The sequence below is a fragment of the Sporosarcina sp. E16_8 genome, assembly GCF_017347095.1.
Taxonomy (GTDB): Bacteria; Bacillota; Bacilli; order Bacillales_A; family Planococcaceae; genus Sporosarcina.
The window spans coordinates 21,316-36,693 of sequence record NZ_JADPRZ010000015.1; the positions used below are offsets into that span (position 1 = coordinate 21,316).

A 15,378-nucleotide genomic window follows, 5' to 3' on the forward strand; every position below is an offset into this window, starting at 1 on the left:
CATCTCCCTTTTTATATAGTCTTATTTTGTATGGCTAAACGACCGATTATTTCATCATTATGTTCTCCCGGATTGGGTGGATGGAGTCTCATTTGGACAGGTGTCCGTGACAATTTTAATGGACTGCCTATCATCTTAATCTTTCCAGCGGTTGGATGTTCATGCTCAATGAACATATTGCGCGAAATCAATTGCGGGTCATTTACAACTTGCTCCATGTTTTGGATTGGACCGCATGGAATAGTATTTGCTCGGCATAACTCATGCCAGTGTGCAGACAGTTTTGTCGAAAAGACAGCTTGCAATAAAGAAATCAATTCTTTCCGATTTTCTACTCGCTTTGGATTCGTCTTAAAACGTTCGTCATTCGCTAGTTGTTGAACATCCATTATGTTGCAAAGGGATGTAAACTGATTGTCATTCCCGACTGCAATGACGATTTCACCATCTAATGTTTGAAATGTTTGATACGGAACGATATTGGCATGTTCATTGCCAAGTGCTGTCGGAATCTTTCCAGACATTAAATAATTACTTCCTATATTAACCAACGCACTAACAGCTGTGTCATATAGGGCTATATCCAATTTCTGCCCTTTTCCAGACTGTACACGTTCCAGTAATGCAGCTTGAATGCCGATACATGCATATAATCCTGTCAAAACATCCGTAATGGCCACTCCCGTTTTTTGGGGTCCAGATTCTTTGTTTCCCGTAATGCTCATCAGCCCACTCATTGCCTGAATGATAAAGTCATAACCAGGAGCATTTCTTTCCGGTCCTGTTTCTCCAAAACCAGTTATTGAGCAATAAACAAGACGAGGATTAATTTCCGCAAGTGTATCGTAGCCCAAGCCGAAACGCTCCATCGTGCCAGTCCTGAAGTTATTTATTAACACATCACTCTCACGAATGAGTTCTTTAATAATTTCAACCCCGTCTTCGGACTTCAAATCAACGGTAATCGCTTTTTTATTGCGGTTCGCACTCAAGTAATATGCGCTCACTCCGTTTTCAAATGGTGGGCCCCATTTACGCGTTTCATCACTACCACCAGGTGATTCTACTTTTATCACTTCTGCTCCAAGATCCCCTAAAATCATCGTGCAGTATGGCCCCGCCAACACACGGGATAAATCAAGGACTCGAATTGTATCCAGTGCTCCAGTCACATTTTCACTCCTCTCTTTAAACAATACAAAAAAACCAATTCAAATAGACTACAGTTTCGCTGTAAGTCTAATTGAACTGGCTTTTATCTGTGAATTCGTATCCGGAAAGGATTTTGAACAGATTAGGCAGCAATGGTTTTTCATGAAATACTGATCATGCGGTATGAACGTTTGAACGTTTCAGCATGATTCCTTATCTCTTACACTATCACATTCACGCATATTTGTAAAAATTTAAAATAATTAATTTGTTATACAGTTATTTTCCTTGTAGCGTTATTCGTTTCATATTGTTTGTATAAGTCTTTCAAAGCTGAAATTAGTGCATTTCCCGCCTTACCTAAATAATGTGTTCTTATCGCTTCGACAGGATTGTCAATTCCATCCTGCAAGCTATACCCACGTAGTAAATGATGAACGAAGTCCTGACCATGTTGCGTTGCCAGTGTACAACTGGCCGTAACAATCACACCATATTTTTTATCAATTTCAGCAGTAATCGTCAACGTTTCATATAAATTTTGTGCAGCCATTCCTGATGGAAGCCTCGCATGTCCCGCAATAAAAACAGTGTTCATTTAATCCCATTCCCCTCCGGATGAATTATAGCTCTCTAGTTAACTATCTTTCATCATTAAGAATAACATGCCAGGACAGATTAGGGTAAATATTCAAACACTACACTGTATATGTTGAATGGAAGATTCTACTCCATTCCGCTTCGGCGCTTAGGGGATGCCTACACCGGGTTTATATACCGTATTCAATAATTCGATATATATAGTCAATTATTTACGTTACCTAATCGCGATTGAAACATACTGCGTCTCTAAGAAGGCTTCAATTCCCTCGCGCCCGCCTTCCCTACCAACACCACTCTCTTTCATCCCGCCGAATGGAGCCTGCACTGCCGAAGGTGTACCATCATTCCAACCAACAATCCCAAAGTTAAGTTGTTCGATTAAACGTGTGCCTATAGAAACGCTTTCAGTGAATACATAAGCAGCCAAGCCATATGGTGTGTCATTTGCTAATGCGATTGCTTCTTCCACCGTTTCCACTTTTTGAACTGGGGCTACAGGTCCAAATGTTTCTTCGTTCATGATGACCATGGACGGATCCACGTTGCTAATGACTGTAGGGGCATAGAAAGTTCCCCCATCCTGTGCAATTAGCTTGCCCCCTGTCTTAAGAGTAGCTCCTTTAGATAGTGCATCTTCAACATGATGGATCACCTTATCGAGGCTTGCACGATTTATTAATGGTCCAATATCTACAGTTGCATCTGCACCATTTCCTACCTTCATTTGACTAACTACTTCAGAGAACTTTTCTACAAACTCGTCGTGAATACCTGACTGTACATAAATACGATTGGCACAAACACATGTCTGTCCAGCGTTCCTGAATGCTGAAGCAACAGCACCTTTCACCGCTAGATCCACATTGGCGTCGTTTAATACAATCAAAGGCGCATGTCCACCAAGTTCGAGTGATAGTCGTTTTACTTGATGTGCACTTTGTTCGATTAGAATTTTACCTACTTCGGTAGATCCGGTAAAGGTAACTTTTCTAATTTTGTCATTTTCCATGATTGCTTTTCCGATTTCACTTGAAGATCCCGTCACCAAGTTAATGACACCTTTAGGAAACCCTGCTTTTTCACATAGCTCTATCATTTTAATAGCCGTCAACGGGCTTTCACTAGATGGTTTAATAACAATGGTACAACCCGCCGCCAAAGCCGGGCCCATTTTCCTCGCTAACATGGCAGCTGGAAAGTTCCAAGGAGTGATAGCGGCTACGACGCCAACTGGTTTTTTCCAAACTTGCAAACGTTTACTCGTCGTATGTGTAGGTATGATTTCTCCGTAAACGCGTTTGCCTTCTTCAGCGAACCATTCCAGAAAAGAAGCGGCACTTGTCACTTCCCCAATGGATTCATTAATTGGTTTGCCCATTTCCATCGTCATTATTTGAGCCAATTCGTCTCGGTGTTCAATCATAAGTTCATATAGTTTTTTCAAATAAGTTGCACGCTCATAAGCTGTCGTTTGCGACCACAATTGAAACGCCTCATAAGCAGCATCAATCGCATCATTCGCTTCTTTTTCCCCGCCAATTGGGACGCTACCTACAATTTGACCATTCGCTGGATTTACAACAGTTAATTCGTCTAAACTTTCTCCAACCCATTCACCGTTTATATAGAATAAATGTTGCTTCACATTCAATGTTTGCTTCATTTTCTACTACCCCCATCCTTTATTTGTCCAACTAACCATTCGGTTTCTTCATTGGAACTTATTCTTCCTCAAGTATACGCTTTATTTCTTTCTTCATATGTTCATCCGACTTCTCTACCCCGTACTTGGACATTGATACCCGATATAACACGAAGCCTAGTAGTGTCCACACAAGAATGATGATCCACTCGTACGGCCAAATAAGGGCTGACGGCATTCCTGGCATATAAAGAACACAGATTCCGAAAGACATAACTATGGCAATCCAGCCTATCGTTGTGCCTCCCCGAAGACGATAAGGGCGCTTCATCTGAGGTCGTTTTTTACGGAGAATGACAAACGACAGAGCAACCATTAACCAAGCGACAACTAATGCAAGTCCACCTGCATCAACAAGCCAAACCAATGCCGGTCTGCCGAACAATGGCGCCAGTGTTGTTAACACCGCAATTAACAAAATCGCTTTATGTGGTGTCTTATACTTTGGATGCAGTTCCCCCAAGGATTTAGGTAGCATTCCTGCCTTAGCAAGCGCATAAATTGCACGACTTCCTCCTACATAGAAGCCAATCCAACTCGATAATATTCCACCGATTCCACCCAACACAAGGATATTCCCCATCATACGACTGCCGCCAAAAGCTTTAGCCATCGCATCGGCTGTCACTAAGCTTGAATTGGACATTTCCGAAGGCGTTAATACGAGCGATACACCGATAATGATAGCAATATACCATGTAATTGCCAGTACGACAGAGAATATTAATAATTGGCCTATCCTTTTTCGCGGAAGATTAATCTCTTCCGCGGCTTGTGGAATAACATTAAACCCAACAAACATGAAGGGAGTCATGATTAAAACAATCATGATTCCTGCCATTCCATCTTCAAAAAGCGGCTTCATATTTTCAACATTTCCCGCCAACGAGCTACCAGTGACCAACAAAATTCCAGCGATGACAATTATCAACGTAAGAATTGACATAATGGCACTCGTAAACTTAATACCATGGTAATTTATACAAGCAATTAGAATAGAACCTATTACACCAACAGCTACCCACGTAAAGTTGACATCCCAACCTGCAATCGTGTACATATACCCCATACTGTAATTGGGTATTAAATATTCAAAAACAGTCGGAAGGGCAACCGCCTCAAATGCCACTACGGATACATACCCAAGGACAATCGCCCACGTCGTTATGAATGAAGCAACCCTTCCCATCGCCGCGTAACTATAAAATAGTTCGCCGCCCGCAAGCGGTAGAGCAGAAGCTAACTCAGCATACGTAAGCCCAACAAAGATTACGAGAAGCCCTCCAATTAAGAATGCAAGAATTGCTCCCATGGAACCCGCTTCCGTAATCCAGAGACCTGCAGTTACCACCCATCCCCAACCGATCATTGCCCCAAAAGCAAGAGCAATAACATCCTTATTCCCCAAAACTTTCAACAATTTTTGATCTTCCACTTGTTCTCCCCCCAAATCAAAGACCATTCTTTTCGTGGATACTAGTAATATAAAGTCTTCATTGAATAGTGAGAGCTTGTTTCTTTAGATGCATATCAAACATTTGATAATTGACTTGCCAACCCCTGCTGAACAGCAAGTACAGAATCTCGTAGTTTTTCAAGGAGTGTGGTGATTTGCTCTTTCGTAATTGTTAGAGGCGGTGAAAAACAGACAATATCCGTACCGTCGTACGTAACAGCTCGGCAAATTACGCCTCTTGCATGTAAAGCTTCGATCACCTTCGCCGCTACTTTCAAATCGGGTGAGAAACGTTCATTTGTTTCAGGATCCTGAACAAACTCCATCGCACCTAGAAGCCCCATCGCCCGGACATCTCCTACGATTGTCAATTCATCTTTAATTTCCTTGAAACCTTTTAATAGTTCTTCACCCATTTTTCTAGCATTTTCAACCAATCCCTCAGTTTCTACAATCTCGATATTTTTCAACGCAACAGCCGCTCCAGTTGGATGTCCACTATACGTAAAGCCGTGGAACAATACACCATGCGACTTATCCTTTAGCACGTCATGAATTTTATCCGATACAATGACACCACCTAGTGGGAAATACCCGCTCGTTACTCCCTTAGCGAACGTGATCATGTCTGGTTCAACATTCCAGTTTTCAATTCCGAACATTTTCCCCGTACGCCCAAAACCGGTAATCACTTCATCGGCAATAAACATAATTCCATATTCATCACAAAGTTTACGCACTTCCTGAAAATAATCGCTTGGTGGGATAAGAACTCCGCCTGCCCCTTGAACCGGCTCAACTAGAAATGCTGCAATCGTCTCTGGTCCTTCTGCCTCAATCACTGCTCGGACCGATGCAATCGACTCGCTCGTCCCTATTTCGTAAGGCGTTTTCGCATGAGCAAAGCCTGTCTCCATATGTCCCGCCATATCCCAAAATTGTGGGATCCCGGTAGCACTCGTCGCACCTACAGCAACTCCATGGTACCCACGTTTAAGCGATATAATTTTATTCCGCTCAGGTTGTCCTTGGATAATCCAATAATGACGGACCAATTTAATGGCCGAATCATTTGACTCTGACCCTCCAGATGTAAAGAATACTGCATTTAAACTTGGTGGAGCGAGATCAGCTATTTTTTTCGCCAAACGGATAGCCGGTTCATGACTGAACGTTGAAAAAGTGGAGCTAAAAGCTAACTTCTCCATTTGCTCCTTTGCCACTTCCGCCAACTCTGTTCGGCCATGTCCAATATTGACATTCCATAAAGACGACATGCCGTCAATGAACACATTCCCATCACTATCTGTTAAATAAATACCATTCCCTTTTTCAATAATTAGTTTCGGCCCATTTTCTTGTTGCTCTTTAATGGATGATGTCGGATGAATAAAATGCTTCTTGTCCCATTCGATTAATTCTTTCATAATAATTCCTCCCCAATTCGACTATTTTTTAAAATCTCAAATACAGATACTGAACAGATACGTTAGGTATTATCACTGACTACTTTCGCATACTATTTCTAAAATGATAAGATAGTAGACCGAATAAACAGTGTATTATTCACGAATTAAAAGTAGAACCAAAAACAAGTCATTCAATTTGAAAGCGCTCACACTTCAAATAAAAAGAGCCAATTATAAAGACAAGGGATTAAATGATGAAATCCCGTCTGTATAACTGGCTCCTATCTAGTTATAGCTCCATTTTTGCAATAGAGTCTGCTAGACTTGGCAGTTAATTATTGTTTATGTCAGTTAATATAACAACCATGGATCTATATGTCAATGGTTTACCGAAGGTTCTGAATATATATCTTTATAATACTACCGTTGAATCCAAAGCAAGCTGTTACCACAATTTAAAAGGCTTAAATTGCGTCAATAACTGGCACCGGTGTAGTAACCCACCCCAACGTAGGCCCCTTACAGGGCTAGCCGAAGCGGTATTCAATGGAATCATGCATTCTATTCATATAGATTATTATCTAAATGTAATTCCCGTTTCTGCAAAGGTATTCCCTATTATTTATCCATTTCAATTGTTTTTTTCAATTGTTTTAAGTGACGTTTTTCATGTAATCCGACAAAAGGAAACCACTGAATCAATGGCACTTGGCCAAATATCGGGTGTTTAAATGATTTTTCACGAAGTACTTCTTTTGTGCTTGATTCATATACATCTAATAAAAAGAGGCGCGAATCATAAAGTGCGTTTTTCATCTCTATTATTGATTTGTACTCTTTCGTTGGTGCAGTATAGCCTGGTGCTTCCACTTTTATCAAGCGGATTGTGGAAAGTGCAATTGGTTTTTTAATGGATTTCGGGCTATCAGGATTTTTTAGTTCTTGGGCTATATTAGTCGCAATCACTGTCTCCATTCGGACAAGATGTTCGAATATTTGTTTTGGAGACCATCCGCCATTTGAAGGTATTCTGTTAAACTGCTCATCTGTTAATTCTTCAATTGATTGATATAGTTCTTTTCGGATGACAGTGTTTTTTCCTAAATTCATGTAAATATCTCCTTTGATAACCCAAAAAATATTTTCCGTTGTTATTTGTTAGTAGTGTAGTACGTTACACATGAAGTTTCAGTTAATAGTGCAGGCAACTAACTTGGTCATCGTTTTGTTTCTTTACCTACACTAGTAGTTTTCTTCTTTATTCGCAAGTGATTTATTAAAAAAACCCCTAATTTATGGCGATTTTAAATCATTTTAGACGAGAATGCTTGTCAGTTCATTCTTATAGTCATCGTTGGTAAGTTTTTAATTCTTTTCAGAATTCGCGAACCAGTATGCCGCTCCAATAAACACAGCCCCACCAATAATATTTCCGATCGTTACGGGTACTAAGTTTGCCACCAACCCAGCCAATGAAACAGTGTCCGGATGAGGGACCATCAAAGAGAGGGATAGCAAGGTCATGTTGGCAATACTATGCTCAAAACCCGAGGTGATAAATGCAAATAAGCACCAAAATATTATAATCAATTTTGCTGTTTCTTCCTTAAGTTTATATGCGCACCAAACAGCTAGGCAGACGAGTATATTGCAAAGAATCCCACGCATAACTAACTCTACGAACGGCGTATTCATCTTGGCGCTTGCCGCCGTATTGATATAGTCCGCTGTTCCACCAATGGCCAGACCCGAATAAACAAATAGGGCCGCAACGAGAATAGACCCAGCAAAGTTACCCACATAGCTGAATGTCCAAATTTGTATGGTTTCATACCAAGTCGTTTTCTTAGTCAATGTACCAATCGTCATAATCATATTATTACTGGTAAAAAGATCGGCTCCCGCCATTAACACCAAACTTAACGCAATCCCAAATGTAACTCCCATAATAATTTTCGTTCCCGCAAAGCCAGTTGGTCCAAGCAAGCCACCAATCGTAAAAATAAGTATAATCCCAAATCCAACGAAAACCCCTGCCATCATTGTCAATGTGAGGTATCTACCTTTACTCGTATGTAATTGATTCACCTTCGAAATTGCTGTATCACCCAACACGGCGATTGTTGCTTTCATCTCTTTTCCCTCCGACTAACATATATCTAGTTGTGATTTTGGATATCAAGCATTCTTTACTAATCCAAGTATGTATTCTTTCATTAATGACTATACTACTAATCGTACAATCGTGGTACTTTCGGCGGGATAAATGAATAGAGTAATTTTAATAATCCACTTAGCTCTTCTCATTCCCGAAACCCTTGATTTGGTATGTACATTTTCACTAAATAGAGGATTAAAAGACACAATATAAAAACGTGAAATACATTACTTTTTATTTCAGTAATGCACCAGATTAGTTCAAAAACTAAATATCAGAACGCAGATTAATTCTTACGATTAATTCAATAATTGGTGTTGTAAATGTTTCTGGAATCATCGGTGAAGGTAAATTTCCTGTATGATTTGTCATACCGAAGGAAGCTTCCTCTACAACAACCCAATCTAATTCTTTGATACCTTGAATCTCACCGATAAAATGATAATCTGCTACATAATAATAGGTTCCATCTTTATTTTCACTAGCCCTCCAAACTTCTGCTTCTTTTCTCGGATCAATGCCAAACTGTTCGAAGAAACGTTGAATAGCTGGTGATGTATGAACAATCGCCTTTGTATAATAACTGCAATCCTCACATCCACAATGGGCTTTATCAGAAATGAGCGGAAGAGGTTCATATAACTCTTTCGTTTTCTGAACTTCCACTTTGATAATATTTCCATTTATATTAAATTGTCTCATTTCCACTTTCTCTCCCCTCGTATATTAAACTATTATGCACACTAGCCATACATGTAGCGCAAAATTAGCACTACAACTCAGAGGATGAAAATGTGTACAGAACGAATATTGGTTATTATGTCTTTCCCTTCAAATTCAGGCGAAAGCCATTATCCAAAGTCTGTCTTCTTTCCTTTCCAATCTGTTTCAGGAAAAGCTACCTTCCCTACAAGTTTTCCTTTAAAGAAGATTCCAGCATTTAATGCAGTATTGGATATGTATTCTTCCCCGTTTTTCAATTGAATTCAGAAAATCTTAAACAGTCTTTTTGCTGTCAAAACACGGAAGCCATTCTCTCAAATAAACACGATTTTTTCTACAATATCAAATAGTTCAGTAGCATTATGCTGTGTTAATAATTTTAGTGTAAGATCCTCATCAACATTATTATAAAACTTTAGTTTCCCCCCTCTGTACTTGCTCTCTTTAGTAAAGCATCTTCCCTCCTCCTTTGACTCTTATTGATCTAACCTCCAGTTAATTCAATAAGAAATAAGAGCTGCATTAGCTACTTGATGATCCTTCACTAAAGTCCTCGTTACTTTAAGTACAATTCCACGCAAATTGTTGTATACATTGAAATCAAATACAGCAATAAGGTTCTAGAACCAGAGCCTTTTTAGTTTGATTTATCTTTTAAATCCACCTTCTGAATGAATAATCTGACCTGTAATCCAATTTGCTTCATCACTCACTAGAAATTTTATCGTTTTTGCAACATCTTTCGGTTCACCTATTCTACCAAAAGGAAACATCGGTGTTAATTCACTTTTTATTTCCTCTGTCATCCACCCTGTATCAGTTGGACCTGGATTTATTGCATTGACCGTTATTCCTAAAGGGGCTAGTTCAGCCGACAAAGTGATTGTTAAAGCATCCACTGCTCCCTTTGTTGTCGCATATGCTAATTCACCAGGCATCGGTCCTTGAAATTGACCTGAAGTAATATTGACTATCCTTCCACCAGATTTCTTATCAAACTTTTGAGCAAATTTACTACTTAATAGTGTCGTTGCACGAACATTTACCATGTAATGTTTATCTAATTCTTCGACAGTTATAGTAGAAAAATTATTGTTTGTTGAGTATGCTGCGTTATTTATCAAGACATCAGGATAGCCAAGTTGTTCAGAAACTCTACTTAATAGTTGTTCAGGTGCATCCCATAGAGTTAAATCCAACTCCATAGATGATACCTTAACACCTGTTTTTATTAATTCTTCTTTTAATTTCAGTGGCTCATTTAAATCAATGCTCCAAGGCATTTTTTTATCATACTCCGTCCAATAGGTAAAAAATATATGATAACCCGCTCCAGCTAACTCCTTGCAAATGGCCGCTCCAATCCCTTTCAGACGGCTTGCACCCGTAATAACAGCAATCTTTCCTTTTAACTGGTTCATTAAAACATTCCTCCATATCAAAAGTAAATATAAAATAAATCTTAATACTTTATTAATCTGCCCGTCAGAAAAAATGCGACTCTACTTGTTGTAGAAACACACCCAAAACGAGTAGCACTTATGGGAGATTAAATCCTACCCTGATTATTGCACCTGTCTTGCCTATAATTTCTGAAAGATGGAGCTGTTTCTTGATTTACCTATCAATACAACATTATCATTCTCAAGGCTCAGCCTTTTTTTAAAAAACCTTTTTCTTAGTTCCTTTGTTATGCGCTACTATCAATTATAAGAGTTTCTTCCATGGGAATTGACACCTACCGTGGCCAAAAAAACCTCTGATTTCTTATTAGGTAAATCATTACATCATATTTGGAATAAATACTTTCATAAACAGGAAGTAGCCTAGAGCACCGATGACTAATCAAATGAGGATTACTATAATCGGTAAAAATTTAGTTTTCATGTCCCCACACTTCCCTAAATTTTAACAGGAAGGGTTCTGGATTGATACTCTATTGCGCCTATTCAAGTAATTCACCCCATTATTTCAAAAGAGTTTAATTTTTATTAACAAACTCGTTAACCTCTTTTATTGAACTACTTGAGAGTGAGTAAATAGTATGAGTGTCTTTTGTATTCATAATTGTTCCATTATCTACTGTACTCCAAAGAAAGTATGAATCTTCACCAAGACTGAATTGATACTGGGGATTGGCCATATTAACAATACCTGGTTGCTTGGTTGAATCCCTCACTGCCGTATTGAATGTAGCAATTTCATTTTTTCCTTTCAAATCTAGATGTTCCATTTTTAATCCCGAGTTACTTTTCCCCACAGGACTGCTTGTTTCAATTTGTTCTTTTTGAGAACAACCTACTAATAAAAGCCCAATTATAATAAATAGAATTGATAATTTCTTCATATTGTCCCCCTTTCTACCAATGGACGTACATTGCTTCGGAAAAGTTACATAAATTCTAAGAATTAACCAAAAAATCGACTTGGCAAAATAACAATGACTGTGGTGTATACTAAACTTAACCCAAAAACAAAAACTGTTTTACTTCTTATAAAGCTGAACTACAAATAACAAGAAATCATTTGAGGTGTCTATCTGTGAAAAAAATGCGCTATGAAAATACGGATAAAAATGCATCACTTGCTACGTTTAAAGATTTACTGCAGTGGCGAAAAGAACGAAAAGGCAAACAGAAAGATTTATCGTTCCAAGTGCCGTTGGTAGATAAAACGGAGGCAGTGTTCTTGCAATCAAACCGTACAATTCCGACTATCACCTGGATTGGCCATTCCACCTATTTAATCCAACTAAATGGACTAAACATCCTAACAGATCCAGTTTGGGCAAATCGCCTTGGTACGGATAAACGACTCACCCCCCCAGGTCTGCCAATTGCGGAATTACCTCCAATCGACATTGTCTTAATTTCACATAGCCATTATGACCACCTGAGCTACGGTTCTATTAAAAGACTAAAAGGTAATCCAACCTTTTTTGTGCCTATAGGACTTGGGAACTGGTTTAAAAGAAAAGGATTAAATAAAACTGTGGAATTTAACTGGTGGGACGAGCATCAAATGAGCGGATTAACGATTGCTTTTGTTCCAGCTCAGCACTGGACAAAAAGAACGCTTACAGATACAAATCACTCACACTGGGGCGGATGGATTATCCAGCATTTAAACCAAACACTCTATTTCGTGGGAGACAGTGGCTATTTCGAAGGCTTTCGCACTATCGGGGAGAAGTATGCAATTGATTATTGCTTGATGCCGATTGGCGCATATGAGCCTGAATGGTTCATGGCTGCCCAACACGTCAGTCCAGAAGATGCTGTCAAAGCTTTCATCGATACGCGGTCCAAGGTGATGATTCCAATGCATTACGGCGCTTATCGGTTGGCCGACGATACCCCAAAAGAAGCACTTGATCGATTACAGGCTGAATGGGAGTCTAAAAAGTTAGATGGCAAGAAGTTAACTGTTATGAAAATAGGGGAAACCATTCAGATGGAGACTCCAACTACTTGAGCTAAAAAGAGCGAACTCCCTATACTATCAAGGGGTTCGCTCTTTAACATAGACAACTATTAAATTTCAATTTCGAAATTATTCTCGTAGTATCTCCGTTAAAAGCTCTTTTATGATTTTGAGTTCTTAAGCTAAAATTCAGGTAGCAGTTTAGCTGATGATATGTCGTAATTTTCTCTATTCAAAGCTACCTTTTCCAACAGACAGCAGACATTAGAGTAAATAAAAGCCGATTCCCATAATCAGATAAGCCGCGAAAAGGATCAGGCCCTCGAACCAATTTGATTCCCCGTCATTGCATAGAGTAATGACCAAGAACGTTGCGGATACCATTGCGACTAACTCTGGTATTGTGAAAACAAGTGACATCGGCTGCGACATGAAAAGTGATATCAATACGAGGATTGGTGCAACAAGCATGGCGACCTGCAACGTGGAACCGACTGCTATTTCCACGGCTACATCCATCTTATCCTTGACCGCCATCGTGATTGCTGATACGTGCTCAGCCGCATTTCCAACAATCGCGACAATTATAACACCGATGAACAACTCGGTCCAACCGAATTTTTCACCAAGCATTTCAAATGTATGAACTAGTTGCTCAGATACGAAAGCAACCGTTATTGTCGCTAATAGGAGTACAATAATCGACTTGCGCTTCGTCCACTCTGGCGTTTCCTGCTCCTCCATAACCTTATCAGAAGAGGCGAAGACACCACGGTGCGTAACGAGTTTGAAGAACAGCCCTGCAAGATAAAGGGCGATTAGGATAATCGCGATTCCAATACTCAAGTTAAATGTCGTTTGTGTATTCATTGACATCGAGAATATCTCAGGGATGACAAATGCCACGATTACAGCAAAAATAAGCAATCCTGAATTATATTGCGCATCATGAAGACTGAAATTTTGACGTTTGAATTTAATGCCCCCTGCGAAAAAGGAAAGTCCGAGCACAAGCAGCAGATTCCCAAGTACAGAGCCTGTGAGCGAAGCCAAGACGATGCTTACCATTCCCGCCTTCAATGTGAAAATTGAAATGATGAGTTCGACCGCGTTGCCAAATGTCGCATTCAACAACCCACCAATCCTTGGACCACTAACAATGGCAAGACTTTCCGTTGCCCGGCCTATGTATCCTGAAAGCCCAATGATACTTATACAGCAAACGATGAACATCATGATGTCTGACCAATTTAGGAATGCACCGGCAATCACGAGTGGGACTCCAGTGATAACAAGGATGGCAAATAACCGATTCAACAGAATCACCTCTTAGGATAATTAAAACCTCTCCCTATCTTTCCCTAATGAGGCTAAAACAAACGTGAGAAGATGTTCGCAACTTATTTTTATGTAACCGTATGGTAACGAAATGAAAGTTTAAAAAACCAACCGAAGTGTTGTCGGTTGGTTATTAGTTTTTCTTATGCATTTGCGAACGATTTATCCAAAGGCGTCATGCACCTGTAATCAATATCAAACTCGTCTGTTAAGGTTTCACTACTAGCGATTGTCCGTCTTCATTTTTCTGCAGTCTTAACGAAAATAGAAAAGCGAGTAACAACAAACCACAGCAGAGGAGCAACGCAGATGAGATTCCACCGATATGATCAATCATCCACCCACCAAGACCAGGTCCAAGAAGCTGCCCCGACGCGAAGTAAACAGTTACATACCCTAAAGCAACAGGTGCGTAAGAGGGATGAATCTGTTCAGTTGACAGTGCTTGTATAAGCGAAAGCATGCCAACGACTGTGATTCCCCAGAAAAATTGACTGATGACAAACCCAATGAATACGGGATAAATAACAGGTACAAGCATGGAAGCCGCCCCCGTGACTAGCGTAATAATTAGTGACTTCCTCCTCCCAATTTTATCAGAAATCGTTCCCCACAACGGTCCGCTGAAAATAGACATCAATCCGCCAATGGCCATAATTTGGCCCGCCATAAATCGATCAATCTTGGATTCTAAAATAAAGCTGAACAAAAAGCTTTGCGGAATTAAATAGGCAAAACCAATCAACCCATAAATAGTAGCGACAAGAAGCACACCCTTATGCAAATATACTTCCCGCCAAAGAGATTGGTCCTTCTGCTCCTTTTTCAATAACGGTATAGGTGGATCCCGCAAAATGAGCATAGCCGCTAGTGCAAACAACAGCGACAAAATTCCATATACAAACCACAGATACCGCCATCCGTCGATCGAGAACCAGGTAGTAAAAAACGGAATTAACAGGCTAGAAATAAGCGTTCCAAGCCCAATACCACTGACAAGGAAACCGATCATCATCCCCCTCCGTTGCGGAAACCAACCAACTACAATATTTACTAGTGGTGTATAGGCGAATGCAGTTCCAACCCCAAGTATACTCATACCTATCATACTTGCTGCGAAGCTTTGAACCGTTGCCATATAGAGTAACCCGGCAGCAACAAGCAATGTGCCGAAAATAACTAGCCTTCTAGATCCCCATTTTGCAGCTAATATACCAGCAAATAGAACCATCCCTAAATAGCCAATTGAATTTGTCGTCGCTAGCAAACCTGCCTGTTCATATGATAAAGACAAACTTTCTTTCATAAAAGGCATTAAAATACCATATGACATTCTTCCAAATCCAAGCGTACTAATCGTCACCATTACACTTGCAAACGCATACTTCCAAATTGGCTGTTCTTGATTCATTCA

Annotated in this window: 13 protein-coding genes; 1 reads left to right on the forward strand and 12 read right to left on the reverse strand. The window is 39.8% G+C overall.

Going from position 1 to position 15,378, the window contains the following annotated elements; all coding sequences use genetic code 11:
- Window positions 1–11: 11 nt before the first annotated feature.
- The 10 genes from I2484_RS11240 to I2484_RS11285 form a co-directional block, all read right to left on the reverse strand.
- Window positions 12–1,172: a CoA transferase gene (locus I2484_RS11240; protein ID WP_207151117.1), complete on the reverse strand. Its 1,161-nt coding sequence runs from the start codon at window positions 1,170–1,172 to the stop codon at window positions 12–14.
- Between the two features lie 251 nt (window positions 1,173–1,423).
- Entirely contained in the window at window positions 1,424–1,750 is a 327-nt protein-coding gene (locus tag I2484_RS11245; protein WP_207151118.1) for a DUF3870 domain-containing protein, read from the reverse strand.
- Window positions 1,751–1,969: 219 nt separating this feature from the next.
- On the reverse strand, window positions 1,970–3,418 hold the full coding sequence (locus I2484_RS11250) for an NAD-dependent succinate-semialdehyde dehydrogenase (RefSeq protein WP_207151119.1): 1,449 nt from the start codon (window positions 3,416–3,418) through the stop codon (window positions 1,970–1,972).
- Window positions 3,419–3,476: 58 nt separating this feature from the next.
- Entirely contained in the window at window positions 3,477–4,892 is a 1,416-nt protein-coding gene (locus I2484_RS11255) for an APC family permease (protein ID WP_346014185.1), read from the reverse strand.
- Window positions 4,893–4,987: 95 nt separating this feature from the next.
- A complete protein-coding gene (locus tag I2484_RS11260) occupies window positions 4,988–6,340 on the reverse strand; it encodes an aminotransferase family protein (RefSeq protein ID WP_207151121.1) in 1,353 nt (450 codons plus the stop codon).
- 600 nt (window positions 6,341–6,940) lie between these two features.
- The gene (locus I2484_RS11265) at window positions 6,941–7,432 is read right to left on the reverse strand and encodes a DinB family protein (protein WP_207151122.1); all 492 of its coding nucleotides are present in this window, start codon (window positions 7,430–7,432) and stop codon (window positions 6,941–6,943) included.
- Between the two features lie 255 nt (window positions 7,433–7,687).
- The gene (locus I2484_RS11270; protein ID WP_207151123.1) at window positions 7,688–8,455 is read right to left on the reverse strand and encodes a formate/nitrite transporter family protein; all 768 of its coding nucleotides are present in this window, start codon (window positions 8,453–8,455) and stop codon (window positions 7,688–7,690) included.
- A 292-nt stretch (window positions 8,456–8,747) separates the two neighbouring features.
- Window positions 8,748–9,182, reverse strand: coding sequence for a hypothetical protein (locus tag I2484_RS11275; protein ID WP_207151124.1), 435 nt, complete (start codon window positions 9,180–9,182; stop codon window positions 8,748–8,750).
- Between the two features lie 668 nt (window positions 9,183–9,850).
- The gene (locus I2484_RS11280; protein ID WP_207151125.1) at window positions 9,851–10,624 is read right to left on the reverse strand and encodes an SDR family oxidoreductase; all 774 of its coding nucleotides are present in this window, start codon (window positions 10,622–10,624) and stop codon (window positions 9,851–9,853) included.
- 560 nt (window positions 10,625–11,184) lie between these two features.
- Window positions 11,185–11,550: a YhfM domain-containing protein gene (locus I2484_RS11285; protein ID WP_207151126.1), complete on the reverse strand. Its 366-nt coding sequence runs from the start codon at window positions 11,548–11,550 to the stop codon at window positions 11,185–11,187.
- Between the two features lie 203 nt (window positions 11,551–11,753).
- On the opposite strand from I2484_RS11285, the gene I2484_RS11290 reads away from it, so the two are divergent.
- Window positions 11,754–12,677, forward strand: a complete 924-nt coding sequence (locus I2484_RS11290; RefSeq protein ID WP_207151151.1) for an MBL fold metallo-hydrolase — start codon at window positions 11,754–11,756, stop codon at window positions 12,675–12,677.
- Window positions 12,678–12,890: 213 nt separating this feature from the next.
- On the opposite strand, the gene cax is transcribed toward I2484_RS11290, so the two are convergent.
- Both cax and I2484_RS11300 read right to left on the reverse strand, forming a co-directional pair.
- Complete coding sequence (gene cax, locus I2484_RS11295) at window positions 12,891–13,946, reverse strand: calcium/proton exchanger (protein ID WP_481886404.1); 1,056 nt, start codon at window positions 13,944–13,946, stop codon at window positions 12,891–12,893.
- Between the two features lie 226 nt (window positions 13,947–14,172).
- Window positions 14,173–15,375 (reverse strand): YbfB/YjiJ family MFS transporter, encoded by a 1,203-nt coding sequence (locus I2484_RS11300; RefSeq protein ID WP_207151128.1) that lies wholly within the window; start codon window positions 15,373–15,375, stop codon window positions 14,173–14,175.
- Window positions 15,376–15,378 lie beyond the last annotated feature (3 nt).